19 protein-coding genes are annotated in these 23,954 nt (G+C 58.5%); 15 read left to right on the top strand and 4 right to left on the bottom strand.

Annotated elements, in window-relative coordinates:
• The first annotated feature begins 71 nt into the window (after positions 1-71).
• Positions 72-1,376: a glycosyltransferase gene (locus GHO32_RS11850; protein ID WP_153335921.1), complete on the top strand. Its 1,305-nt coding sequence runs from the start codon at positions 72-74 to the stop codon at positions 1,374-1,376.
• On the opposite strand, the gene cobF is transcribed toward GHO32_RS11850, so the two are convergent.
• Entirely contained in the window at positions 1,371-2,132 is a 762-nt protein-coding gene (gene cobF / locus GHO32_RS11855) for a precorrin-6A synthase (deacetylating) (protein ID WP_153335920.1), read from the bottom strand. The genes GHO32_RS11850 and cobF overlap by 6 nt on opposite strands.
• Positions 2,133-2,253: 121 nt before the next feature.
• Here cobF and GHO32_RS11860 point away from each other — a divergent pair, with 121 nt between their 5' ends.
• The 8 genes from GHO32_RS11860 (at position 2,254) to GHO32_RS11895 (ending at position 11,668) form a co-directional block, all read left to right on the top strand.
• Entirely contained in the window at positions 2,254-3,189 is a 936-nt protein-coding gene (locus GHO32_RS11860; RefSeq protein WP_123749107.1) for an AraC family transcriptional regulator, read from the top strand.
• A 141-nt stretch (positions 3,190-3,330) separates the two neighbouring features.
• Entirely contained in the window at positions 3,331-4,641 is a 1,311-nt protein-coding gene (locus tag GHO32_RS11865) for a sugar ABC transporter substrate-binding protein (RefSeq protein ID WP_153335919.1), read from the top strand.
• A 138-nt stretch (positions 4,642-4,779) separates the two neighbouring features.
• Complete coding sequence (locus GHO32_RS11870; RefSeq protein ID WP_153335918.1) at positions 4,780-5,706, top strand: carbohydrate ABC transporter permease; 927 nt, start codon at positions 4,780-4,782, stop codon at positions 5,704-5,706.
• A 7-nt stretch (positions 5,707-5,713) separates the two neighbouring features.
• Complete coding sequence (locus GHO32_RS11875) at positions 5,714-6,547, top strand: carbohydrate ABC transporter permease (protein ID WP_368668360.1); 834 nt, start codon at positions 5,714-5,716, stop codon at positions 6,545-6,547.
• A gap of 22 nt (positions 6,548-6,569) precedes the next feature.
• A complete protein-coding gene (locus tag GHO32_RS11880) occupies positions 6,570-7,673 on the top strand; it encodes an ABC transporter ATP-binding protein (RefSeq protein ID WP_153335916.1) in 1,104 nt (367 codons plus the stop codon).
• Between the two features lie 30 nt (positions 7,674-7,703).
• The gene (locus GHO32_RS11885) at positions 7,704-9,179 is read left to right on the top strand and encodes a mannitol dehydrogenase family protein (RefSeq protein WP_153335915.1); all 1,476 of its coding nucleotides are present in this window, start codon (positions 7,704-7,706) and stop codon (positions 9,177-9,179) included.
• Positions 9,180-9,236: 57 nt separating this feature from the next.
• Positions 9,237-10,724, top strand: coding sequence for a xylulokinase (xylB, locus tag GHO32_RS11890; protein ID WP_153335914.1), 1,488 nt, complete (start codon positions 9,237-9,239; stop codon positions 10,722-10,724).
• A 5-nt stretch (positions 10,725-10,729) separates the two neighbouring features.
• Positions 10,730-11,668, top strand: coding sequence for a carbohydrate kinase (locus GHO32_RS11895; protein ID WP_153335913.1), 939 nt, complete (start codon positions 10,730-10,732; stop codon positions 11,666-11,668).
• Positions 11,669-11,752: 84 nt separating this feature from the next.
• Here GHO32_RS11895 and GHO32_RS11900 read toward each other — a convergent pair whose 3' ends face one another.
• Positions 11,753-13,054: an OprD family porin gene (locus tag GHO32_RS11900; protein WP_153335912.1), complete on the bottom strand. Its 1,302-nt coding sequence runs from the start codon at positions 13,052-13,054 to the stop codon at positions 11,753-11,755.
• 241 nt (positions 13,055-13,295) lie between these two features.
• Between GHO32_RS11900 and GHO32_RS11905 the strand changes: the two genes are divergently transcribed.
• From GHO32_RS11905 to rarD (GHO32_RS11920), 4 genes are all read left to right on the top strand, one after another.
• A complete protein-coding gene (locus GHO32_RS11905; protein WP_178113879.1) occupies positions 13,296-15,029 on the top strand; it encodes an ATP-binding protein in 1,734 nt (577 codons plus the stop codon).
• 45 nt (positions 15,030-15,074) lie between these two features.
• On the top strand, positions 15,075-15,350 hold the full coding sequence (locus GHO32_RS11910; protein WP_019409622.1) for a peptidylprolyl isomerase: 276 nt from the start codon (positions 15,075-15,077) through the stop codon (positions 15,348-15,350).
• A 117-nt stretch (positions 15,351-15,467) separates the two neighbouring features.
• Positions 15,468-16,352, top strand: coding sequence for an EamA family transporter RarD (gene rarD, locus GHO32_RS11915; protein ID WP_048371730.1), 885 nt, complete (start codon positions 15,468-15,470; stop codon positions 16,350-16,352).
• Positions 16,353-16,587: 235 nt separating this feature from the next.
• A complete protein-coding gene (gene rarD / locus GHO32_RS11920) occupies positions 16,588-17,469 on the top strand; it encodes an EamA family transporter RarD (protein ID WP_368668361.1) in 882 nt (293 codons plus the stop codon).
• A gap of 33 nt (positions 17,470-17,502) precedes the next feature.
• On the opposite strand, the gene GHO32_RS11925 is transcribed toward rarD (GHO32_RS11920), so the two are convergent.
• Together GHO32_RS11925 and GHO32_RS11930 are read right to left on the bottom strand one after the other, a co-directional pair.
• A complete protein-coding gene (locus GHO32_RS11925) occupies positions 17,503-18,798 on the bottom strand; it encodes an ATP-binding protein (protein ID WP_350575382.1) in 1,296 nt (431 codons plus the stop codon).
• A 3-nt stretch (positions 18,799-18,801) separates the two neighbouring features.
• Entirely contained in the window at positions 18,802-19,503 is a 702-nt protein-coding gene (locus GHO32_RS11930; RefSeq protein ID WP_048371735.1) for a response regulator transcription factor, read from the bottom strand.
• A gap of 128 nt (positions 19,504-19,631) precedes the next feature.
• On the opposite strand from GHO32_RS11930, the gene GHO32_RS11935 reads away from it, so the two are divergent.
• On the top strand, positions 19,632-20,837 hold the full coding sequence (locus GHO32_RS11935) for an efflux RND transporter periplasmic adaptor subunit (RefSeq protein ID WP_372239820.1): 1,206 nt from the start codon (positions 19,632-19,634) through the stop codon (positions 20,835-20,837).
• 2 nt (positions 20,838-20,839) lie between these two features.
• Positions 20,840-23,941, top strand: coding sequence for an efflux RND transporter permease subunit (locus GHO32_RS11940; protein WP_153335910.1), 3,102 nt, complete (start codon positions 20,840-20,842; stop codon positions 23,939-23,941).
• The last annotated feature ends 13 nt before the right edge of the window (positions 23,942-23,954 follow it).

The following is a 23,954-nucleotide window of genomic DNA, read 5'->3' on the forward strand; positions in this document are numbered from 1 at the left end:
GGTCATACGCACCTGACTGCGCGACAATTGCCGCCTTTTTTCAGCCTCCCCCGCGCTCCAAGGATCTGCTCATGTCGTTGTCCCGCCCTACCCACGTTCTGATCATTGGCTACGTGTGGCCCGAGCCACGCTCCTCGGCGGCAGGCGGACATATGATGCAAATCATCGAGAGCTTCTTGCAGGAAGGCTGGCACCTCACCTTCAGCAGCCCTGCCGGGATTGGCGAACACAAGGCAGATCTGGCGGCCCTGGGCATTGCTGAGGTTGCTATCGAGCTGAACAACAGCAGCTTTGATGCCTTTATCAGTGAGCTGGCCCCGGATATCGTGCTGTTTGACCGCTTCATGATGGAGGAGCAGTTCGGCTGGCGGGTCGAAAAGCACTGTCCGAATGCCCTGCGGGTGCTGGAAACCTCAGACCTGCAAAGCCTGCGTGATGCTCGCCATCTGCAACTTAAGGCCCACTTAAAAGATCATCCCGAGCAGGATGACTTCAGCCGCCTGTTTGCGCCCTCGCCCGTGCAGACCTTCGAACACATGGCCGATGCCGATCTGGCGCAGCGAGAAATTGCCGCCATCTATCGCAGCGACCTGAACCTGATGATCTCCGAATACGAGATTGATCTGCTGGTCGAGCAATTCCACGTGCCCGCCGCCTTGTTGCACTGGTGCCCGTTGATGGTCGACAAGGTGCCGAGCGAATTCGTGCCGTTTGAGCAGCGCCAGCACTTTTTGAGCATTGGCAACTTTCGCCATGCGCCCAACTGGGACGCGGTGCTATGGATGAAAACTCAGGTCTGGCCGCTGATCCGCCAGCAATTGCCCGATGCCCAGTTGCATATCTACGGTGCCTACACGCCGCCCAAAGCCACGGCCTTGCATAACCCCAAGCAAGGTTTTCACGTGTTGAACTGGGCCGAAGACGCGCTGGCCGTCATGAGCAACGCCCGCATCTGCCTTGCCCCCCTGCGTTTTGGCGCCGGAATCAAAGGCAAAATTGCCGACGCCATGCTGTGCGGTACGCCCAACGTGACGACCCCGATCGGCGCCGAAGGCATGCACGGCGACATGCCGTGGGCCGGTGCCATTGAACAAAGCGCCAGTGCCATTGCCGCCGCCGCGGTTGAGCTGTATCAAAACCCGCAGGCCTGGCAAAACGCCCAGCAAAACGGCCAGGCATTGCTCCAGGCGCGCTACCTGCAAAGCGACCATGGCCCGGCGCTGGTGCAACGGATCAACGCGTGCCGCGCCGGGCTTGAGCAGCATCGGCGCAACAACTTCACCGGCGCCATGCTGCGTCATCACCAGCATAAAAGTACGCAATACATGTCGCAGTGGATCGAAGCGAAAAACAGCGCCAGGCCACTCACCTCATAAGTTGGGTGCAAGGCGCCGACGCAGCAAGTAGGTGTCCATGATCCAGCCTTTGCGTTGTCTCGCGGCTTCGCGGGTCTGTTTGATCTGCTCGCACACGTCGGCGAGCTTGCCGGCAATCAGGATTTCATCGGCGGTGCCCAGATAAGCGCCCCAATAAATGTCGAGGTTTTCCTGGGTAAACCTTTGAAACGCGCAGTGGGCATCAAGCATCACCACCACGTTGTCCAGGTCTGCGGCGGCCAATCGTCGCCCGGTGGTAATACGAATCGGCTGGCCAATACCGTTCAGGGGCACGCGATGGCGCGCCGCCAATACCTGCACACTGCTGATGCCGGGGATCACTTCGTAGTCGAAGCCGGAGCAGCCATTGGCCCGCACCCGCTCCAGAATACGCAACGTACTGTCGTACAACCCCGGCTCCCCCCATAACAGAAACGCCCCCGACTCGCCCTCGGCCAGTTCATTATCAATCAGGCGCTGGAACACTTCGGCGCGCTGCTCATGCCAGTCCTCCACGCCCTGGGTGTAGGAAGGGGTCGAGCTGTCACGCTGCGGATCACTGACCTGTACCACCCGGTACGCGGGTTCGCGGATGTAACGCTCGCAGATTTCCAGGCGCAGACGCACCAGATCTTCAGTGGCCTGGCCTTTATCCAGCACAAAAAATACCGATGCGCGGTTGAGGGCGTTAATCGCCTGGACGGTGATGTGCTCCGGGTCACCTGCGCCGATGCCGATCAGTAACAGTGTTTTCATTGAACCAGGCCCTTTGCGTACAGATCGTCGCTTCAATTGCGACGGAGTAATAACCGTAGCTGGTAGGAATTTAGATAAGGCGGCATGATCGCCCCATAACAACCCGAATAAGCGCGAAATCATGACGCGACTCGCCAGAGCTACCGACCCTTCCTACGAACTGATGGACGACCATAACGGCTTGTCGATCATTTATCGCCAGCATGGTTTCCCTTGCCCCTTGGTCCGCTGGCACTTCCACAAGGAGTACGAGCTGCACCTGATTATGGCCAGCAGCGGTAAAGTGTTTGTCGGCGACTATATCGGCAATTTTTACCCTGAAACACTGTTTCTGACCGGGCCTAACCTGCCCCACAACTGGATCAGCCAGGTGGGCGAGGATGAAGTGGTGCCCCTGCGCGACATGCTGGTCAACTTCACCGATGAAATGCTCGAGAATGCGAGCGCGGTGTTCACCGAGCTGAAAGCCCTGACGCCGATGCTTGAGCGGGCGCAGTACGGCATCGAGTTTCGTTGCGCTAAAACCATTCGCCGGGCGGTCGACCTGATGCAGGCCATTGCTGACGCCACCGGCACCACCCGCCTCGGGCACTTTTTGATCCTGCTGCAGTTGCTGGCCGACTGCGACGATTATCAGTTGTTGTCTGGCGTGACGGCCGGGCACCTGGCTGACGAGCAGACCATCGACCGTACCAACCGCGCCGTGGATTATATTTTTACTCACTACGCCCGCGAGTTGACCCTGGAAGAAGTGGCCGCGTACATGGGCATGAAACCGACCTATTTCTCGCGGGTGTTCAAACAGGCCACCGGGCGTTGTTTTATCGAGTTTGTGAACCGTTTGCGCATCAGCAAATCCTGCGAGCTGCTGGCCGACGGCGAAAAAGCCGTCACCGACGTCTGTTTTGAGTCGGGATTCAATAATATTTCCAACTTCAATCGGCGTTTTCAGCAGCTCAAAGGCATGACTCCATCACACTATCGGCGCCTTGCCGTCCAGCGTTTAACCGAGCAAAACCAGCCGCTGCCGGGTGAACGCCAGCGCAGTGCAAAATAGTATCGGTTCAAGTGTTTCCAAAGCTTTGTCACGACGGTGATTGAGGGCTGTAATCAGCCCACGTGCAGGTCTCTGGGCCGGCAGCTATAAAAACAATAACCGTCCTTCAAAAGCCGCCTGGCCGATGAAGAGGAGTGCTCAATGAATATTCCTGTCAAAGCGTTGTGTGTGGCGACTTGCATGACCCTCAGCGGCATCGCCTTGGGCGCGCAAACCCTGACCATCGCCACGGTCAACAACAGCGACATGATCCGTATGCAAAAGCTCGCGAAAACCTTCGAGAGCGAACACCCCGATATCAAGCTCAACTGGGTCGTCCTCGAAGAGAACGTCCTGCGTCAGCGCCTGACCACCGATATTGCGACCCAGGGCGGCCAGTTCGACGTACTGACCATTGGCATGTACGAAGCCGCACTGTGGGGTGCCAAAGGCTGGCTCGAACCCATGACCGACTTGCCCGCCACGTACGCCATCGAAGACGTGTTCCCGTCAGTACGTGATGGTTTGTCAGTCAACGGCACGCTCTACGCCCTGCCGTTTTACGCCGAAAGCTCCATGACCTATTACCGCACCGATCTGTTCAAAGAGGCAGGGCTGACCATGCCTGAGCACCCGACCTGGGAGCAGATCGCAGGCTTTGCCAAACAACTGAACAAGCCCGATAAGGAGCAATACGGTATTTGTCTGCGCGGCAAAGCGGGTTGGGGCGAGAACATGGCCTTGATCGGCACTGTGGCCAACGCCTATGGCGCGCGCTGGTTCGATGAGAAGTGGCAGCCAGAATTTACCGGCCCTGAATGGAAAAACGCCCTGAACTTCTACGTCAACACCCTGAAGGAGTACGGCCCTCCAGGGGCGACCAGTAATGGTTTTAACGAAAACCTGGCGCTGTTCAACAGCGGCAAATGCGCGATCTGGGTTGACGCCAGCGTCGCCGGGTCATTTGTCACTGACAAAACCCAGAGCAAAGTTGCTGACCATGTCGGCTTCACCTTTGCCCCGCATCAAGTCACCGACAAAGGCAGCGCCTGGCTTTACTCCTGGGCACTGGCCATTCCTACCAGCTCCAAAGCCAAAGACGCCGCAAAAACCTTCAGCACCTGGGCAACTTCCAAGGAGTACGGCGCTTTAGTGGCTGAAAAAGACGGCATCGCCAATGTGCCGCCGGGCACGCGCAACTCGACCTACACCGACGCCTACCTGCAGGCCGCGCCATTTGCCAAAGTCACGCTGGAGTCGCTCAAAGCCGCCAACCCCAAAGACCCGACCCTCAAGTCTGTGCCTTATGTGGGTATTCAATTGGTGACGATTCCTGAGTTCCAGGCCATCGGCACCCAGGTCGGCAAATTGTTCTCGGCAGCGCTGATTGGCCAGACCACGGTGGACCAAGCCCTGGCGGCCGCCCAGCAATCCACTGAGCGCGAAATGAAACGTGCGGGCTATCCCAAGTAGTCGACCCAACGCCAAAACCTTGTGGGAGCGGGCTTGCTCGCGATACATGCAACTCGGCACACCTGATTCACTGAGGTGATGCGATCGCGAGCAAGCCCGCTCCCACAAACGCTTTGCGCTATTTTTCAGGTATTTACCATGACAACTTCGACTGTTACGACAGCGATTGACGCACCGCCGCAGGTGCGTAAAACACGGCTGCTCAACCCCGGCTGGTTTCTGGTCTCACCTTCCGTGGCGCTGTTGCTGCTGTGGATGATCGTGCCGCTGGGCATGACCCTGTACTTTTCGCTGATCCGCTACAACTTGCTCTACCCCGGCGAAAACCAGTTTGTAGGGCTGGAAAACTTCACCTACTTCCTGACCGACTCGGGTTTCTTGCCGGGCGCCACCAACACCTTGCTGCTGGTCGGCAGCGTGCTGTTGATCAGCGTAGTCTTCGGCGTGTTGATCAGCGCCCTGCTGGAAGCCACTGAGTTCATGGGTCGCGGCATTGTCCGGATATTGCTCATATCGCCCTTTTTCATCATGCCCACGGTGGGCGCGCTGATCTGGAAAAACCTGATTTTCCACCCGGTATCAGGGATTCTCGCGGCCGTCTGGAAGTTCTTCGGCGCACAGCCGGTTGACTGGTTGGCGCATTACCCGCTGCTGTCGATCATCATCATTGTTTCGTGGCAGTGGTTGCCGTTCGCCATTTTGATCCTGATGACCGCCATGCAGTCGCTGGACCAGGAGCAAAAAGAAGCCGCCCGCCTCGATGGCGCAGGGCCGATCGCGATTTTCTGGCACCTGACCTTGCCGCATCTGGCCCGCCCGATAGCCGTGGTGGTGATGATTGAAACCATCTTCTTGCTGTCGGTGTTCGCCGAAATCTTCACCACCACCAACGGCGGCCCCGGCTACGCCTCGACCAACCTCGCCTACCTGATCTACAACCAGGCACTGGTGCAGTTCGACGTCGGCATGGCGTCGGCCGGTGGGCTGATCGCTGTGGTCATCGCCAACATCGCCGCCATTATTCTGGTGCGCATGTTGGGCAAAAACCTGACAGACAAGTCGTGAGGATCACGTGATGACACTCCAACAATCCCGCCGTCTGCAAAGCGTGCTGCTCGGCACCCTGGCCTGGGCTATTGCGATCCTGATTTTCTTCCCGATCTTCTGGATGGTGCTGACCAGCTTCAAGACCGAACTCGACGCGTTCGCCTCGCCGCCGCAGTTTATCTTCACCTCGACGCTGGAAAACTACCTGCACATTGAGCAGCGCAGTGGCTACTTTCACTTTGCCTGGAACTCAGTGGTGATCTCGTTCACCGCCACCCTTATGTGCATGATGATTGCGATCCCGGCCGCCTACTCCATGGCGTTCTACGAAACCAAGCGCACTAAAGGCACGCTGCTGTGGATGCTCTCCACCAAGATGTTGCCGCCGGTGGGCGTGTTGATGCCGATTTACCTGCTGGCCAAAACTTTCGGCCTGCTCGACACCCGCGTCGCGCTGATCATCATCTACACCTTGATCAACCTGCCGATTGTGGTCTGGATGATTTACACCTACTTCAAGGACATCCCCAAAGACATCCTCGAAGCCGCCCGGCTGGACGGCGCCACCCTGTGGCAAGAGGTGATTCGCGTGCTGCTACCCATAAGCAAGGGCGGCCTGGCGTCGACCTTGTTGCTGTCGCTGATTCTGTGCTGGAACGAGGCCTTCTGGTCGCTGAACCTGACGTCCTCCAGCGCTGCACCGCTGACCGCCCTGATCGCCTCTTATTCAAGCCCTGAAGGGTTGTTCTGGGCCAAATTGTCGGCCGTTTCGACCCTGGCCTGCGCGCCGATCCTGATTTTCGGCTGGATCTGCCAGAAGCAACTGGTGCGCGGCTTGTCTTTCGGCGCTGTTAAATAAAAATAACGACTGGAGGCTCATCATGGCCAACCTGAAAATCAAGAATTTGCAAAAAGGTTTCGAAGGGCTGTCGATCATCAAGGGCATTGACCTTGAAGTGAATGACCGGGAATTCGTGGTGTTTGTCGGCCCGTCGGGCTGCGGTAAATCGACCCTGCTGCGCCTGATTGCCGGGCTTGAAGAAGTCACCGGCGGGACCATCTCCCTGGACGGACGTGACATCACCGAAGTCAGCCCGGCCAAGCGTGACTTGGCGATGGTGTTCCAGACCTACGCGCTGTACCCGCACATGACCGTGCGCAAGAACATGTCGTTTGCCCTTGATCTGGCGGGCGTGCCCAAGGCCGACGTCGAGAAAAAGGTCAACGAAGCGGCGCGCATCCTTGAGTTGGCGCCCTTGCTTGAACGCAAGCCCAAGCAGCTATCTGGCGGGCAACGCCAGCGCGTGGCCATTGGCCGGGCGATTGTGCGCAACCCGAAGATTTTCCTGTTTGATGAGCCGCTGTCCAACCTGGATGCGGCACTGCGGGTGCAAATGCGCCTGGAACTGGCGCGCCTGCATCAGGAACTGCAAGCCACCATGATTTACGTGACCCACGATCAGGTCGAAGCCATGACCCTGGCCGACAAGGTGGTGGTGCTCAACGCCGGTAAAATCGAACAGGTCGGCTCACCGCTGGAGCTGTATCACCACCCGATCAATCTGTTTGTCGCAGGCTTTCTCGGCACGCCGAAAATGGGCTTTTTGAAAGGCAAAGTCAGCCGCCTCGATAGCCATAGCTGCGAAGTCTCGCTGAACGCGGGCACACGCATTCAACTGCCATTGAGCAGCCCTTCGCTGAGCCTGGGCAGCGAGGTGACACTGGGCATTCGCCCCGAGCACCTGAACCTGGCCAAGCCCGGCGAGTGCACCCTGACGGTTACCGCTGACGTTGGTGAACGTCTGGGCAGCGACACTTATTGCCACGTGATTACCGCCTGTGGTGAACCCCTGACCATGCGTATTCGCGGTGACATGGCGAGCCAGTACGGCGAGCAATTGCACCTGCATCTGGACAGTGAACATTGCCATTTATTTGATGCCCAAGGGCTGGCCATTAGCCGCTCCTTGCGCGCTGCTGCCTGACTCTGACGCGCTTTTTTTGAGATCGCACCCATGAAATTGAACCGTCGTAACCTCGACAACCTGACCTCCAAAGTGGCCAAGCCAACCTACCTCGACAGCGATACGCAGCACGGCATCGCGCACTTCGGGGTCGGCGGCTTTCACCGCGCGCATCAGGCGTTTTATACCGATGCGCTAATGGATCAAGGGCGCGATCTGGACTGGAGCATCTGCGGCATCGGCCTGCGCCCCGAAGACCGCAAAGTGCGTGACGACCTGGCCGGCCAGGACTACCTCTATACCTTGTTTGAACTGGGCGACAGCGACAACACGCAAAGCCGCATCATCGGCTCGATCAGCGACATGCTGCTGGCCGAAGACAGCATTCAAGCGGTGATCGACAAACTGGCCAGCCCGCACATCCGCATCGTCTCGCTGACCATCACCGAAGGTGGCTACTGCATCGACGACAGCAACGGCGAGTTTATGGCTTACCTGCCGCAAATTCAGCAGGACCTGGCCCAACCGCACGCACCGCGCACGGTGTTTGGCGTTTTGTGTGCCGCCCTCGCCCGGCGCCGCGCCAATAACACCCCGGCCTTTACCGTGATGTCATGCGATAACCTGCCGCATAACGGCAAGGTGGCCCGCAAAGCCCTGCTGGCCTTCGCCGCGTTGAGCAACCCGGACTTGCACGACTGGATCGCTGCCAACGTCAGCTTCCCCAATGCTATGGTCGACCGCATTACGCCCATGACCAGCAACGCACACCGTTTGCAGCTGCACGACCAGTTGGGCATCGACGATGCCTGGCCGGTGGTGTGTGAACCGTTTATTCAATGGGTGCTGGAAGACAAATTCAGCAACGGCCGCCCCGCCTGGGAAACAGTAGGCGTGCAGCTCACCGATGACGTGACGCCCTATGAAGAAATGAAGATCAAACTGCTCAACGGCAGCCATCTGGCGCTGACGTACCTGGGCTTTTTGAAGGGCTATCGCTTCGTCCACGACACCATGAACGACCCGCTGTTTGTGGCGTACATGCGCGCCTATATGGACAAAGACGTCACCCCGCAACTGGCGCCCGTGCCGGGTATTGACCTTACAGCCTACAAAAACACGCTGGTGCAGCGCTTCTCCAATCAGGCGATTGCCGACCAGTTGGAGCGGGTGTGCTCTGACGGCTCGTCGAAATTCCCCAAATTCACCGTACCGACGATCAATCGCCTGATTGCCGACGGCGCTGAATTGAAGCGTGCCGCCCTGGTGGTCGCGGCGTGGGCGTTATACCTCAAAGGGGTTGATGAAACCGGGCAAACCTATGCCATTCCGGACCCGCGTGCTGAGTTCTGCCAGGCGCTGGTGGCTGACGACGAACTGATCGTGCAGCGCCTGCTGGGGGTTGAGGAGATTTTTGGCACGGCAATCGCGCAGTCGGCCGAGTTTGTGGCGGCGTTTGAGTGGTGCCTCAACAGTTTGCGTGAAGTGGGCGTGAGCGGGACGCTTGAGAATCTGGCGCGGCTGTAAAAGCGCCTCCCCCCCCACCCTCGTCCGCGACCACACGTACTGCAAGGCCAAGCTTCTATGAAACATCTATATCTGGGCATCGATTGCGGCACCCAGGGCACCAAAGCTCTGGTCCTCGACAGCCAGTCCGGCCAGGTGCTGGGGCTGGGGGCTGCCGCTCACACATTAATCCAGGGCGAAAACGGCCGTCGCGAGCAAGACACCCAACAATGGCTGGAGGCCTTGCAAATCGCCACCCGCCAGGCCCTGGCCAACGCCGGGGTCAGCGGTCTGCAGATTCAGGGCATCGGCGTCAGCGGCCAACAGCACGGGCTGGTATTGCTCGACGTAGAGGGTAATGTCCTGCGTCCGGCCAAACTCTGGTGTGACACCGAGTCCAGCGCCGAAAACCAACAATTGCTGGACTGGCTGGGCGGTGATACCGGTTCGCTGGAACGCTTGGGGCTGGTGATTGCACCGGGTTATACCGTGTCCAAATTGCTCTGGACACGCCGTTACCATCCGCAGGTGCTTGAACAGACCGCGCATATTCTGCTGCCCCACGACTACCTGAACTTCTGGCTGACGGGGCGCTATTGCAGTGAATACGGCGACGCTTCCGGCACCGGCTATTTCAATGTGCGAACCCGCCAGTGGGACCTCGGCATCTTGCGCCATATCGACCCCGACGGGCGTCTCGAGCAGGCATTGCCGGAGCTGCTGGAGCCCCATCAAGCGGTCGGCACACTGCGCCCGCACGTCGCCCACTTGCTGGGCCTCAACCCGAATGCCGTGGTGTCCAGCGGTGGCGGCGACAACATGCTGGGCGCCATCGGCACGGGCAATATCAGCCCGGGGATCATCACCATGAGCCTCGGCTCGTCGGGCACCGTGTACGCTTTTAATGCGCAAGCGCAGGTCAGCCCGGATGCCTCGGTGGCGAGCTTTTGTTCCTCAAGCGGCGGCTGGCTGCCGTTGATTTGCACCCTCAACCTGACCAATGCCACCAGCGCTGTTCGTGACTTGTTCGGGTTGTCCGTCGAGGTCTTTAACACGCTGGCCAGCCAGGCCCCGATTGGCGCCGACGGGGTCAGCATGCTGCCGTTTTTGAACGGTGAACGGGTGCCCGCCCTGCCCCACGCCACCGGCAGTGTTCAGGGCCTGACCCTGACCAATATGACTCAGGCCAATCTGTGCCGCGCCGCCATCGAAGGCACCACCTTTGGTTTGCGTTACGGTCTGGATTTATTGCGCCGCAACGGCCTGCAAAGTCAGGCCATCCGCCTGGTTGGCGGCGGCTCCAAAAGCGCACTGTGGCGCCAGATGGTGGCCGACATCATGAACACCCCGGTGGTCTGTACCGAACAAAGCGAAGCGGCGGCACTGGGGGCGGCCATTCAGGCGGCATGGTGTGTCAGCGCAGGTGCCGAGACCCTTGAAGACCTCTGCCAACGTTGCGTGCGGCTAGAGTCAAACAGCCAGACACACCCCGACCCGACCCATGTCCTCGCCTATGAACAGGCTTATCAGCGCTACCGAGAGCAGGTAAGCGCCTTAACCGAGTGAGACTTATGTACCTGGTATGCGGTGAAGCGTTATTTGATTTTTTTGCCCAGGCGGACACGGCTGGCTTGCCGAATAAAGTCGGCTTTAATGCGATTGCCGGTGGCTCGCCTTTCAACGTAGCCGTGGGCTTGCGTCGACTGGGCGTCGAAGCCGGATTGTTTGCCGGGCTTTCCACGGACTATCTGGGCAAACGCCTGAAACAGGTCCTGCTCAACGAAGGCGTGACGGATCAGTATTGGTGGGAGATCGATGCACCCACCACCCTGGCCATGGTCGCTCTGGATGCCAATGGCGTGCCCAACTACAGCTTTCGCGGTGAAGGCTGTGCCGACCGGCAATTACACGTGCAGCACTTGCCAACGCTGGGGCCGCAGGTACGTGGCGTGCACGTCGGCTCGTTCTCGTTGGTGGTGCAACCGATTGCCGATACGTTGCTGGCATTGGTGCAACGCGAAAGCGGCAAGCGCCTGATCAGCCTTGACCCGAACGTGCGGCTCAACCCCGAGCCGGATATCGAGGTGTGGCGCCAGCGGATCAAGCAACTGATCCCCTATGCCGACCTGATTAAAGTCAGCGATGAAGACCTTGAGTTGCTGTATCCGGGACAAGACCCGGAGCAAATCGCGCAATCCTGGTTGAGTCAGCGTTGTCAGTTGGTGTTTTTGACCCGGGGTGCCCAGGGCGCAAGCGTATTCAGTCGCGAACACGGGCAATATTCGGTGCCAGCACAGTCGGTAACCGTGGCCGATACCGTGGGCGCGGGTGACACCTTTCAGGCTGCGGTGATTGCCTGGTTAACCGAGCAGCAGCGGGATTCAATCGAAGGTTTGCAGCAGTTGAGCAAAGCGGACATCGCCGCCCTGCTCGATTTTGCATGCCGAGCGGCGGCGCTGACCTGCAGCAAAACCGGGCCGGATTTGCCGTACCGCCACCAATTGGATTGATACACCTGTAGGAGCGAGCTTGCCTCGCGATCTTTTGATCTTTTAAAAGATCGCGAGGCAAGCTCGCTCCTACAGGGGGGATGGCTACCAGATCGACAGGTTATAGCCGACGATCAGTCGTGTTTCGTCGACGTCGCGGGCGAATTTTGAGTAGTTGGTGCGGTAGGTGGCATTTCTGAAGCGCACGCTGACGTCTTTGAACAGCCCGCTCTGCACCACGTATTTGAGCTCGCTGTCGCGTTCCCACTCTTTGCCTTCTTCGTTGCGGCCAACCACTTTGATGTTGTCGCCGTTTACGTAACGGGTCATGAAGGACAAACCGTCGATGCCCATGGCTTTAAAGTCGTAGTCGTAACGCAGTTGCCACGAACGCTCTTGCGCGTTGGCGAAGTCATTGACCTGAACATAGTTGACCAGGTACGGGTTGGTCCCATCCAGGTACGGCATTGAGGTCTTGCCGTTCAGAGTCTGCCAACCGGCACCGAATTTATGACCGCCCAACGAGTACGACAGCAGAGTGCCAAAGGCACGGTTATCGATATTTCCGGCTCTGGACGAGCCGCTGTCATCGCTTTTCAGCAAGCGCACATCGGCGGCCAGTACACCCGGCCCCATCGGTTGCTTGGCCAACAGGCCAATGAACTGCTGACGGTAAATGTCTTGCAGCTCAGCGTAGTGGTACTGCGCCGTCAGTTGCTCGTTAACCTTGTAATCGAGGCCGTACATGGTGAAATGGTCAGCCGTGATGTTGCAGGCATAACGCTTGTTTTTGCAGTTCAGCCGCAGGTCCTGGGAGTCGGTGGAGTCCCGTGCGGTGTAGCGGTCCAGACGCGAAGCCATGAACTTCAGGTCTTTGATTTCCTGAGACTCCAGCATCGCGCCGTTGAAGATGTTGGGCAGCAAACGGCCGTCGTTGTACTTGAGCAACGGCAGGTCAGGCAGCAAGTTGCCGTACTTGAGCACGGTCTTGGAAACACGCATTTTGGCGGTCAGGCCACCTTTGGCGTATTGATCTTTGGAACGACGCGGATCGCTGCCGGTCGAAGGCAGCAGGCCGCTGTTACTGTTGGCCGGGCTGGAGTCCAACTTGATCCCCAGCATGCCCAGCGCGTCGAGGCCAAAGCCGACGGTGCCTTCGGTGTAACCCGATTGCAGGTTGAGGATAAAGCCTTGCGCCGTCTCGTCGCGCTTGGAAGCGCCTTGAGGGCTTGAACTGCTGCCATCGCGGAAGTCGCGATTGAAGTACACCGTGCGCGACTCCAGCGAGCCGCTGCTGTCTTCAAAAAAACCGCCGGCCTGCGTCTGGGCAGCGAAACCGGCACACACGGCCAGTGCACTCATACGCGCCATGCGGCTTTGCTTCAACGATGAAAAAGGATGAACCATGACCATGCTCCAGCAGCGAATCTTTCGCGCAACAAAAACAAGGGACGTCGCACCTGCGGTGAAATACCGACGCGAATCCCTTGCCTGTAAAAACGGGGCGCAATTGTACGAAAGGCTATGCTGGACACTCATTGGACCTTAGTCGCACGCTCAAGCACGGGCTTTTCAAGATCATTAATAGCCTTTAGCCGCTATCCGGCATTAAATACACTTCTTTTAGCTTCACACTCGGGACTTATCCATGAGCGCCGTTTTTACCACCCGCCAACTCACGGCGTTGGCACGCAGCCCTTTGGGCCAGATCAATGACTGGCCGCAAAGCCTGCGCACCAGTGCGCAAATGGTCATGCTCTCACCCATGCCAATGTTGTTGCTGTGGGGCGAAGAACTGACGCAAATCTACAACGACAGTTTTGCCGCACTGGCGGGCAACAAGCACCCGGCAGGCTTTGCTCAGCCGCTGCATTTCAGCTGGCCGGAATACGCAGAGTTCAGTCGACCGGTGATTGCCTCGGTGTGGGCCGGACAAAGCCGCTCGTACCTGGACCAGTACTTTCTTTACCCGGACCAGAAGCACGCCACCGAACTCTGGCTGGACCTGACCTTCAGCCCGGTTCATGACGAGCAAGGCAACGTGGCGGGCATCCTGATGACGGCAGTCAAGACCTCGCGTCGCAGGCGCACCGCCATCAAGTTGCGCCAACGCTCTCTGGCCAGCCGCAAAGCCCAGCATGACACTGAAGAGCGTCTGCAACTGGCACTCACCGCCACCAACGGCGTCGGTACCTGGGACTGGAACATTGACCAGGACCTGTTTGTGACCGACAGCCGCTTCGCGCAAATGCACGGCATCGAGCCGCAGCTTTCCGGGCAATTGCCGATCACCGCCTACCTGCAAGGCGTGCACCCTGATGACCGCGCACTGCTGACCCGTACGATCAAGGACTGCGTGACCCGCAACGGCGAGTATGCCCAGGAATATCGCCTGCAGAACCTGGACGGCAAGGTGCGCTGGATTTTTGCCCGGGGCCGTTGTTTTTCCGGCGGCCCAGGCAGTGCTCAACGCTTTATGGGCGCGGCGCTGGACATCACCGAGCGTAAAAAAACCGAACAAGCGCTGCTCAATCTCAATGAAACCCTTGAGGAGCGCGTTGCGCAGCGCACCCAGGCATTGGCCGAAGCCAACGCACAACTGCAACGCGAGATGCAAGAGCGTGAACGGGCCGAAGAAGCTTTGCGGCATGCCCAGAAAATGGAAGCCGTCGGCCAGTTAACGGGTGGTATCGCCCACGACTTCAACAACATGCTCACCGGGATTCTCGGCAGCCTGGACTTGATGAAGCGTTATATCGCGGCCGGACGGATCACTGAAGTGGGCCGCTTTACCGACGCAGCCGTGTCTTCGGCACAGCGTGCAGCGGCCCTGACCCACCGATTGCTGTCGTTTTCCAGGCGCCAATCACTGGATCGCAGGCCGCTGGACCCCAACCAACTGGTCAGCTCACTGCAAGCGCTGTTCAGCAGCACCAAAGGGGCCAATATTGATTTGCACGTCGAACTGGGCGAGGACATCTGGGCCGTGAACACGGACAGCGGCCAGCTCGAAAGCGCCCTGCTCAACCTGATTATCAATGCCCGCGACGCCATGCCGGAAGGCGGCGAGTTGGTCGTGCGCACCGCCAACACCTACCTCACGGACAGCCAGTCCAGCACGCTTGAACCGATCAAGGCCGGTGAGTATGTGATGTTCGAGGTCAGCGACAACGGTGCAGGCATGACCCCACAAATTCTTGCCAAGGCCTTTGATCCGTTCTTTACCACCAAGCCGGTGGGCCAAGGCACCGGTCTGGGCCTGTCGATGATTTACGGCTTTGCCCAGCAGTCCGGCGGGCACGTCAGCATCATCAGCGAAAGTGGCGCCGGCACCCGCGTGCGCTTGCACTTGCCGCGCTACCTGGAGAAAACTCAGGCATAATCCGCGCCCTCGTAAAAAGCCCCACAGTTGCAAGGTATCTGCCCCATGAAAGCTCAAGCCCGCCACATTCTGGTCAAGACCGCCGAAGAAGCCGAGTCGCTCAAGCAGCGCATTGCCAAAGGCGAAGCCTTCGATGTGCTGGCCAAAAAGTTCTCGACCTGCCCGTCAGGCAAACGCGGGGGGGACTTGGGCGAAGTGCGTCCGGGACAGATGGTCGGGGTGATCGATCAGATCATCTTCAAAAAGCCGCTGCGCGTGGTGCACGGCCCGGTGAAGAGCAAATTTGGCTATCACCTGGTGCAAGTGTTTTACCGCGACTGAATCGGTTAACCCTGCGGGATCAAACCCCTACCTCTTTTATGTTATTGCCCTGCTCCTTCCATAGCCTCAAGCTATGCACTTCCTAAAAATCATAAAGTGCGTTTCAACGAGGCTGTTGTGTCCAAAGGTATTGTTTTATCGGTTCTGGCATCGAGCCTGTTCGGTGTCATGTATTACTACACGTCCATGCTGTGGCCCCTGAGCGGGGCTGAGATATTCGGTTGGCGGATGCTTCTGACGCTGCCATGCATGACGCTGTTCATGTTTTTCTCGGGTGACTGGCGACACGTCCCGGTGATCTTCTCCCGCCTGCGCAAGCAGCCTCGGTTGTGGGGCGTGCTGGCGGCTTCCAGCGCGCTGGTTGGGGTGCAACTCTGGCTGTTCCTGTGGGCGCCGCTTAACGGGCATAGCCTGGATGTGTCGCTGGGGTACTTTTTGCTGCCGCTGACCATGCTGCTGACCGCGCGCATCGTGTTTGGCGAGCACTTGTCGCACTTGCAAAAAATTGCTGCTGCCCTGGCCACCATCGGTGTGGCCAACGAGGTCTATCGCGTGGGCGGGTTCTCATGGACCACGCTACTGGTGGCCATTGGTTACCCGGTGTATTTCGTGCTGCGCAAACGCATGGCGACCGACAACCTCGGCGGTTTGTGGTTTGACATGTTGTTGCTGATCCCGATTGCCTGGTGGTTCGTGCAAAGCGGCGAACACGGTTTCGACGTGGCCAGCGAGCGAGCCGCGTTGTATGTATTGATCCCGATTCTGGGGGGCATCAGTGCCCTGGCCCTGATCAGCTACATCATTGCCAGCCGGATGCTGCCGTTCAGCCTGTTTGGCTTGCTCAGTTATGTTGAACCGGTGTTGTTGGTTCTTGTCGCCCTGCTGCTGGGCGAAAGCATCAGCTCAGGCCAATGGCTGACGTACATCCCGATCTGGCTGGCGGTGATGGTACTGATCTTCGAAGGGTTCAAACACTTGGTGCGCCAGCGTCGGTCTGTGTAGCGTTTGAGCCGACCCGAGTGTGGCCCAAACTACCGTTAATCACTTTTTCAGAAAACACGAACGCTCGTTTAAAACGTATTTGGCCCAGTATTTGCTTAGTTTTTTAGAGTTTGAACGTTTTCTGTAAGTATTTGAGGCAAGTTACTGGTTTAAAAGGAGTTTGCCAACGGCCTCCAACAACCTCAATCTATGTGCCCACTCTCATGAGTAACGCTGTAGATCCATTGAGGTTGTTGTGTCTAAAGGTATTGTTTTATCGATTTTGGCTTCATGCTTGTTTGGCGTCCTGTACTACTTCACTTCCCTGCTTTGGCCCCTTGATGGCCAGGAAATCTTCGGCTGGCGAATACTGATCTCGCTGCCCTTCATGACTCTGTTTATCTGCTTCTCTGGTGATTGGAAATGGGTTCCCATAATTTTCAATCGCTTACGAGATAAACCTCTACTAATTCCTTGCGTACTAATCACCAGCTTTCTGGTCGGCGTGCAGCTATGGATGTTCATGTGGGGGCCACTCAACGGGCACGGCCTGGATGTGTCGTTGGGTTACTTTCTGCTGCCACTGACCATGATTCTCACCGGGCGCATTGTCTACGGCGAGCATCTCTCGCATTTGCAGAAAATAGCCACCGCCCTTGCCGTGATTGGCGTGGCGAACGAGTTGTACCGCACCGGCGGGTTCTCCTGGACCACACTGGTTGTGGCCATCGGCTACCCGATGTACTTCGTACTGCGCAAGAAGATCGGCATCGATAACCTGGGCGGTCTATGGCTGGACATGCTGCTGATGGTCCCGGTTGCGCTGTGGTTTGTGCTGGCAGGCCAGCATGTAGACCTCGATGCGCAACGCCAGGCACTGTATTGGCTGGTGCCCTTGATGGGGGTCATCAGTGCGGCCGCCGGCTTTTCTTATATTCTCGCCAGCCGTTTGCTGCCCTTCAGCTTGTTTGGCCTGCTGAGCTACGTTGAGCCAGTGCTGCTGGTGGCCGTCGCCCTGTTACTGGGCGATAGCCTGGAAGACGGTCAATGGCTGACCTATGGCCCGATCTGGCTGGCCGTTGCGGTTCTGGTGCTTGAAGGCTTGAAACACGTGAGCCGCCAACGCCGCTTGATCTGAGGCAAGGCGCGGGTTCGCCCGCGCTACGTTGCGTCAGACTGGCAACCACAGCTTGAAACGCGCCCCGCCCAACGGCGATTGCTCAACATTCAAGGTGCCGCCCTGGGCTTCCAGGGCTCGCCTGCTGATGGCCAACCCCAGACCAAAACCACCGGTTGCCCGATCGCGGCTGCGGTCCAGGCGATAAAAAGGTTCGAAAACTCGTTCCCGCTCTTGCTCGGGAATGCCGATGCCGTCGTCATCCACCCACAACGAGCAGCCTTTGGCATTGAGGCTAACCCCCACCTGAATCCGTCGATCGCAGTAACGCATAGCGTTGCGCAACAGGTTTTGCAAAGCCCGGGCCGTCAGCCTCGGGTCGAGGACAAAACGCTCTTCGGTGCCGTGCAACATCACATCGAGAACGATTTCCGGGGCTTCAAGCTCTTCGTCAAAACTGCCGAGGATGCTGTCGATAAACTCTGCCAACGACACCTCGATGCGCTCAGGGACCAGCGCCGGGTTTTGTAGACGGCTGAACGACAGCAATTCCAGCACCAATTCATCCAGCTCGCGAATATGCCCTACCAGCACCTGCAAGCGCTCACGACTGGCGGGCGGCAGGTCATCACAGAGTGCCAGCGCCAGGCCAAAATCGAGGCGGGTCAATGGGGTACGCAACTCATGTGAGACCGCGTTGAGCAAATCACGCTGCTGGTTGAGCAGGTTCTCGATGTCCTGGGCCATCGTGTCAAAGGCGCTGGCCAGGCTGTAGATGTTGGAGCGTGGAGATATCTGCGTACGCTCGCTAAGCTGCCCCTGGCCGATACGTGCTGCCGTGCGCTTGAGGCGCTCAAGATCGCGCCAATGCGGGCGCAGCCACAGCAATAAGCCCGCGAGCAATGCCGCACCAATCAACACGTTGATGCTCCAATACAGCACGTTCAGGTCGAACGGATCAGGCGGCATCACCAGTTCGATGGCCTGCTCGCCGTTCAGCGGCGAAACCACCCGCGTGCGCCAGCCCCACTCACCGATACGCAATACGCCCTGCCCCTGATGCAACTGGTGCTGCTCGGCGGTGCTGAATTGCGGGTCAGTAATGGGCAGCAGGTTGATCCGCAGCGGCGCGAATTGGCTATCAAGGTCCTGTGCCAGCGCGGGCCATTGCTGCGCAGGCACCTGATCAAACTGCTTGACCAGCAAGGCTTGCATGCCGCGTGACATATCCACGTTGTAGTTCATGAAGCGGTCGTGAAACACCGCCACGATCATTTCCGGCACTAGATAAATGGCCCCGGCGAACGTCACGATGGTCACCAGGTACAGCCGGATGAGAATTTTGAACACGAATCAGCATTCCCATTCCGAGCGGCTGAACAAGTAACCCTTGCCCCACACGGTTTTGATTTTGCGCGCTTCGCCGGCGTCATCGTCGAACTTGCGGCGCAATTTGGAGATGGCCACGTCAACCGAACGATCGGTGCCGTTGAATTCGATGCCGCGCAGACGTTGCAGGATCTGGTCGCGGCTGAGCACTTCGCCGGCATGCCGGGCCAACACCACTAAGAGGTTGTATTCGCCGCTGGACAGTTCGATGATGTCGCCGCGCCATGTCACTGTGCGTTCTGACAAGTCGATGCACAGGTTGCCCATCAGGATCCGGTCGCTGGCGACATGCGGCTCTGCCAGGCTGCTGCGCCGCAATAAAGTGCGTACACGCGCCAACAGGACGCGAGGGTCGCAAGGTTTTGTCACATAATCGTCGGCCCCCATCTCTAGCCCCAGAACCTGATCATGACTATCGTCGCGCGCAGTCAACATCAGGATTGGCAAGCTTTCGGAGTCGGCGCGCAGTAATCGGCAGACCTGCAAACCATCCAGCCCCGGCAACATCAGGTCGAGAATCACCAGATCCGGGGGGTTGTTTCGCGCTCGATCACGCACTTGGTCACCGCGCGCAATGACATTGACCTGGTAACCATTGCGTTCCAGATAGCTGGCGATCAGTTCGGAGAGTGCGGCGTCGTCTTCGACCAGCAAGATAGTGGGCATAATAAATGCTTACAACCGGGGGAAAACCCAAAGGATATACAACCTCTCAGGGATAGGAGCAGAACCTTCACACTTTTTCACACACCGCCTACACAGCTTCACAACGCCTTTTGCGTGCTGCGCTTAGCATGCCAAGGTCTTTTACAGACTTACCCTGCATATATAAGAAGGCACGAACGTTGAAAAAGCTCTTCGTCCCGCTATGTTTTTCGGCACTGGCTTTAGCCTTGAGTGCCTGCGGTAAAACTCCGACCACTGAAGAAAAGACGCCTGTGGTCAAGGTCAGCACTGAAGTCATCGTCCCGCAAGCGCTGTCGATCAATAACGAACTGAGTGGCCGCGTGGTTGCGCCGCGTGTCGCGCAGGTCAGCGCGCGGGTGGCGGGTGTCGTCCTCAAGCGCGCTTTCGAAGAAGGCAGCGAAGTCAAACAAGGGGACGTGCTGTTTATTATTGATCCTGCGCCATTGCAGGCCGATCTGGACAGCGCGCAAGCAGCACTGCGCAAATCCGAGGCACTTGCCCTCCAGGCAAAACTGCAAGACCAGCGTTACAGCGCCTTGGTCGACAGCAATGCCGTGAGCCGTCAGGACTACGACAATGCCCGCGCGCAATCGCTGCAGGCACAGGCCGAAGTCGCCGCCAACAAGGCCGCTGTGCAACGGGCAAAACTGAATCTGGGCTATGCCACCGTGACAGCGCCAATTTCCGGGCGTATCGGTCGTGCGCTGGTCACCGAAGGTGCCCTGGTTGGCCAGGGTGAAGTGACACCGCTGGCGCGCATCCAGCAGTTGGACCCGATTCAGGTTGACCTGATGCAATCAACCCGTGACCTCGACAACCTGCGCGATTCATTCCGCGCCGGGGACTTGCAGCAGGTTGGCAAGAATCAGGCACGCGTTACCTTGATCCGCGATAACGGCAGCCTCTACCCAGTACCGGGCAAACTGTTGTTTACCGATGTCAGCGTTGACCCAAGCACCGGGCAGATCATCCTACGCAGTGAGTTTGCCAACCCGGACCGCGACTTGTTGCCGGGCAGCTTTGTCCGCGTGCGTCTGGAACAGGCGGTCAACAAGCAAGGCATCAGCGTGCCGCAACGGGCCATCCTGCGTGACAGCGCGGGGGTGGCGCAGGTACTGCTGGTAGATGCTGAAAGCCGGGTCAAACAGCAGCCCGTGCAACTGGGTGGCGTGATCAATGATCGCTGGATCGTCAACGAAGGCTTGAAGGCGGGCGACCGCATTGTGATCGAAGGCCTGCAACACGCACGTCCCGGTGAACAGGTGCAAATTGATGACCCGACACCTCCCCTCGCACACTCCACGGATCGGTGAGCATGCCGCAGTTTTTTATCGATCGCCCGATCTTTGCCTGGGTCGTAGCGTTATTCATTGTGCTGGCCGGAGCCTTGGCGCTGCCGAAGCTGCCCGTGGCCAAATACCCGGTGGTCGCACCGCCGCAAGTTGAAGTGTATGCGGTGTACCCCGGCGCGTCGGCGCATACCCTGGACGAGAGCGTGGTCAGCCTGATTGAGCAAGAGCTCAACGGCACCGACGGCCTGCTGTATTTCGAGTCTCAAAGCAGTTTGGGCAGTGCCAGCATTACGGCCACGTTCAAGCCGGGTACCGACCCGGAAATGGCTCAGGTCAACGTGCAAAACCGCCTTAAAGCGGTGGAGTCGCGTTTGCCACAAGCCGTTATCCAGCAAGGCTTGCAGGTGGAGAAAATCTCCTCGGGCTTCTTGATGCTGGTAACGCTGACCGCAGACCCGAGCAGCGGGCTGGATGAGGTTGCCCTCAGCGACTACCTGGCGCGCAACGTGATGAACGAGATCAAGCGCGTTGAAGGGGTCGGCAAGGCTCAGCAGTATGGCTCTGAACGGGCCATGCGGATCTGGATCGACACGCAAAAACTCATTGGTTTCAACCTGACACCGGCGGACGTCAACGAAGCGATTGCCAGCCAGAACGCGCAAGTATCTGCCGGCAGCATCGGTGATTTGCCGGGGCGCTCGACCCAGGAAATTACCGCCACGGTGCTGGTTAAAGGCCAACTGTCGAGCCCGCAAGAGTTCGGCGATATTGTCCTGCGCGCCAACCCGGACGGTTCCACGGTCCGGGTCAGCGATGTGGCACGGGTTGAGATCGGCAGCCAGGAGTACCAATACGGCACCCGCTTGAACGGCAAGTCGTCGAGCGCTTTCAGCGTCAAACTGGCACCTGAGGCGAACGCCTTGAGTACCGGCAATATGATCCGCGCCAAAATGGATGAGCTGAGCCGCTACTTCCCTGAGGGCGTTGAGTACAAGATCCCTTATGACACCACGCCGTTCGTCAAAGTCTCGATCACCAAGGTGGTGTACACCCTGATCGAAGCCATGGTGCTGGTGTTCGCGGTGATGTTCCTGTTCTTGCAGAACATCCGTTACACGCTGATCCCGACCCTGGTGGTGCCCGTCGCGCTGATGGGCACATTCGCCACGATGCTGGTCCTGGGTTTCTCGATCAACGTACTGACCATGTTCGGCATGGTCCTGGCCATCGGGATTCTGGTGGACGACGCGATTGTGGTGGTTGAGAACGTCGAGCGGATCATGCTCAGCGAAGGCTTGCCGCCACGCGAGGCCACGCACAAGGCCATGACGCAAATCAGCGGGGCGATCATCGGCATTACCCTGGTACTGGTGGCCGTGTTCATTCCCATGGCGTTTATGCCGGGCTCGGTGGGCGTGATCTATCAGCAGTTCTCGGTGGCGATGGCGACCTCGATTCTGTTTTCGGCGTTCTTGGCCCTGTCGCTGACGCCGGCCCTGTGCGCGACACTGCTCAAGCCCATTGCCAAGGGTGAGCACCATGCCAAGGGCGGCTTTTTTGGCTGGTTCAACCGCACGTTTGAGCGTCTGTCTGAAGGCTATGAGCATTGGGTGGTGCACCTGATCAAGCGCAGCGGCCGTTATCTGTTGCTTTACGGTGCCTTGCTGGTGGTGCTGGTGGTGTGTTTTGCGCGCCTGCCCTCCTCTTTTCTGCCCGTTGAGGATCAGGGCTTCATCATTACTGACATTCAGTTGCCGCCGGGGGCCAGCCAGGGCCGGACGATCGCGGTGGCCAAGCAAATCGAAGCTCATTACGCCGAGGAACCCGGGGTCAGCAACGTGACCATGATTCTGGGCTTCAGCTTCTCGGGTAGCGGGCAGAACGCCGCGCTGGCGTTCACCACCTTCAAGGATTGGTCGACCCGTGGCATCAAGGATTCCGCTTCGGCCATCGCAGATCGCGCAAACGCCGCGTTTGGCGAGCTCAAAGACGCCGTGGCGTTCTCCATTCTGCCGCCTGCGGTCAGTGGCCTGGGCACCTCCAGCGGTTTTGAGTTGCGCCTGCAAGACCGTGGCGGCGTCGGTTATGACGTGCTGATGCAAGCGCGCACCGAGTTGATGGCCCTGGCCGAGAAAAGCCCGGTGCTGGCCAACGTGCGCGAAGACTCCCTGGCCGAAAGCCCGCAAGTGCAACTCGAAGTCGACCGCAAACGGGCCAATGCGCTGGGCATTTCGTTTGCCGACATCGGTAATGTGCTGTCGACCGCCGTGGGCTCTGCCTACGTCAATGACTTCCCCAATCAGGGGCGCATGCAACGGGTTGTCGTTCAGGCTGAAGGCGATCAACGCAGCCAGGTTGAAGACCTGCTGAAGATCAATGTGCGCAACAACCTGGGGAAAATGGTGCCATTGTCGGCGTTTGTCGAAGCCCGCTGGATTCAAGGCCCGTCGCAAATGTCCCGCTACAACGGTTATCAGGCGGTGAGTATTTCTGGCGAAGCAGGCCCGGGCCACACAACGGGTGAAGCGATGCTGGAAATGCAACGTCTGGTTGACCAACTACCGGCAGGCATCGGCCTTGAATGGACGGGGTTGTCGCTGCAGGAAAAGCTCTCCGGCTCTCAGGCGCCGTTGTTGTTGGGCCTGTCGTTGCTGGTGGTGTTCTTGTGCCTGGCAGCGCTGTATGAAAGCTGGTCGATCCCCACCGCAGTGCTGTTGGTGGTGCCATTGGGCGTGCTCGGTGCGGTGTTGGCGGTGACGTTGCGCGGTATGCCGAATGACGTGTTCTTCAAAGTGGGCTTGATTACGATTATTGGCTTGTCGGCCAAGAACGCCATTTTGATCATCGAGTTCGCCAAGACCCTGTACGACGAAGGCCACGACCTGGTTGAGGCCACGGTGAAAGCCGCTCGCCTGCGTTTGCGCCCGATTGTCATGACTTCGTTGGCCTTCATCCTCGGCGTTGTGCCTCTGGCGATTGCTACGGGCGCCAGCTCGGGTAGCCAGCAAGCCATTGGTACAGGCGTTATCGGCGGCATGATCGTCGCCACATTGGCCGTGGTGTTTGTGCCGGTATTCTTTGTGGTGGTGATGAAACTGAGCCGCAGCAAACCGCGTAAACGTTAACGCCTGCTTCACG

The sequence above is a fragment of the Pseudomonas sp. FSL R10-2189 genome, from assembly GCF_009600325.1.
GTDB classification, from domain to species: domain Bacteria; phylum Pseudomonadota; class Gammaproteobacteria; order Pseudomonadales; family Pseudomonadaceae; genus Aquipseudomonas; species Aquipseudomonas helleri.

Bases quoted from the DNA above. Each gene is read 5' to 3' on its own strand.
- GHO32_RS11850 (WP_153335921.1), top strand. From the start codon at position 72: ATGTCGTTGTCCCGCCCTACCCACGTTCTGATCATTGGCTACGTGTGG.
- xylB (WP_153335914.1), top strand. From the start codon at position 9,237: ATGAAACATCTATATCTGGGCATCGATTGCGGCACCCAGGGCACCAAA.
- GHO32_RS11940 (WP_153335910.1), top strand. From the start codon at position 20,840: ATGCCGCAGTTTTTTATCGATCGCCCGATCTTTGCCTGGGTCGTAGCG.
- GHO32_RS11880 (WP_153335916.1), top strand. From the start codon at position 6,570: ATGGCCAACCTGAAAATCAAGAATTTGCAAAAAGGTTTCGAAGGGCTG.
- GHO32_RS11910 (WP_019409622.1), top strand. From the start codon at position 15,075: ATGAAAGCTCAAGCCCGCCACATTCTGGTCAAGACCGCCGAAGAAGCC.
- GHO32_RS11865 (WP_153335919.1), top strand. From the start codon at position 3,331: ATGAATATTCCTGTCAAAGCGTTGTGTGTGGCGACTTGCATGACCCTC.
- GHO32_RS11860 (WP_123749107.1), top strand. From the start codon at position 2,254: ATGACGCGACTCGCCAGAGCTACCGACCCTTCCTACGAACTGATGGAC.
- GHO32_RS11895 (WP_153335913.1), top strand. From the start codon at position 10,730: ATGTACCTGGTATGCGGTGAAGCGTTATTTGATTTTTTTGCCCAGGCG.
- GHO32_RS11900 (WP_153335912.1), bottom strand. From the start codon at position 13,054: ATGGTTCATCCTTTTTCATCGTTGAAGCAAAGCCGCATGGCGCGTATG.
- GHO32_RS11905 (WP_178113879.1), top strand. From the start codon at position 13,296: ATGAGCGCCGTTTTTACCACCCGCCAACTCACGGCGTTGGCACGCAGC.
- cobF (WP_153335920.1), bottom strand. From the start codon at position 2,132: ATGAAAACACTGTTACTGATCGGCATCGGCGCAGGTGACCCGGAGCAC.
- GHO32_RS11930 (WP_048371735.1), bottom strand. From the start codon at position 19,503: ATGCCCACTATCTTGCTGGTCGAAGACGACGCCGCACTCTCCGAACTG.
- GHO32_RS11885 (WP_153335915.1), top strand. From the start codon at position 7,704: ATGAAATTGAACCGTCGTAACCTCGACAACCTGACCTCCAAAGTGGCC.
- GHO32_RS11870 (WP_153335918.1), top strand. From the start codon at position 4,780: ATGACAACTTCGACTGTTACGACAGCGATTGACGCACCGCCGCAGGTG.
- GHO32_RS11935 (WP_372239820.1), top strand. From the start codon at position 19,632: ATGCCAAGGTCTTTTACAGACTTACCCTGCATATATAAGAAGGCACGA.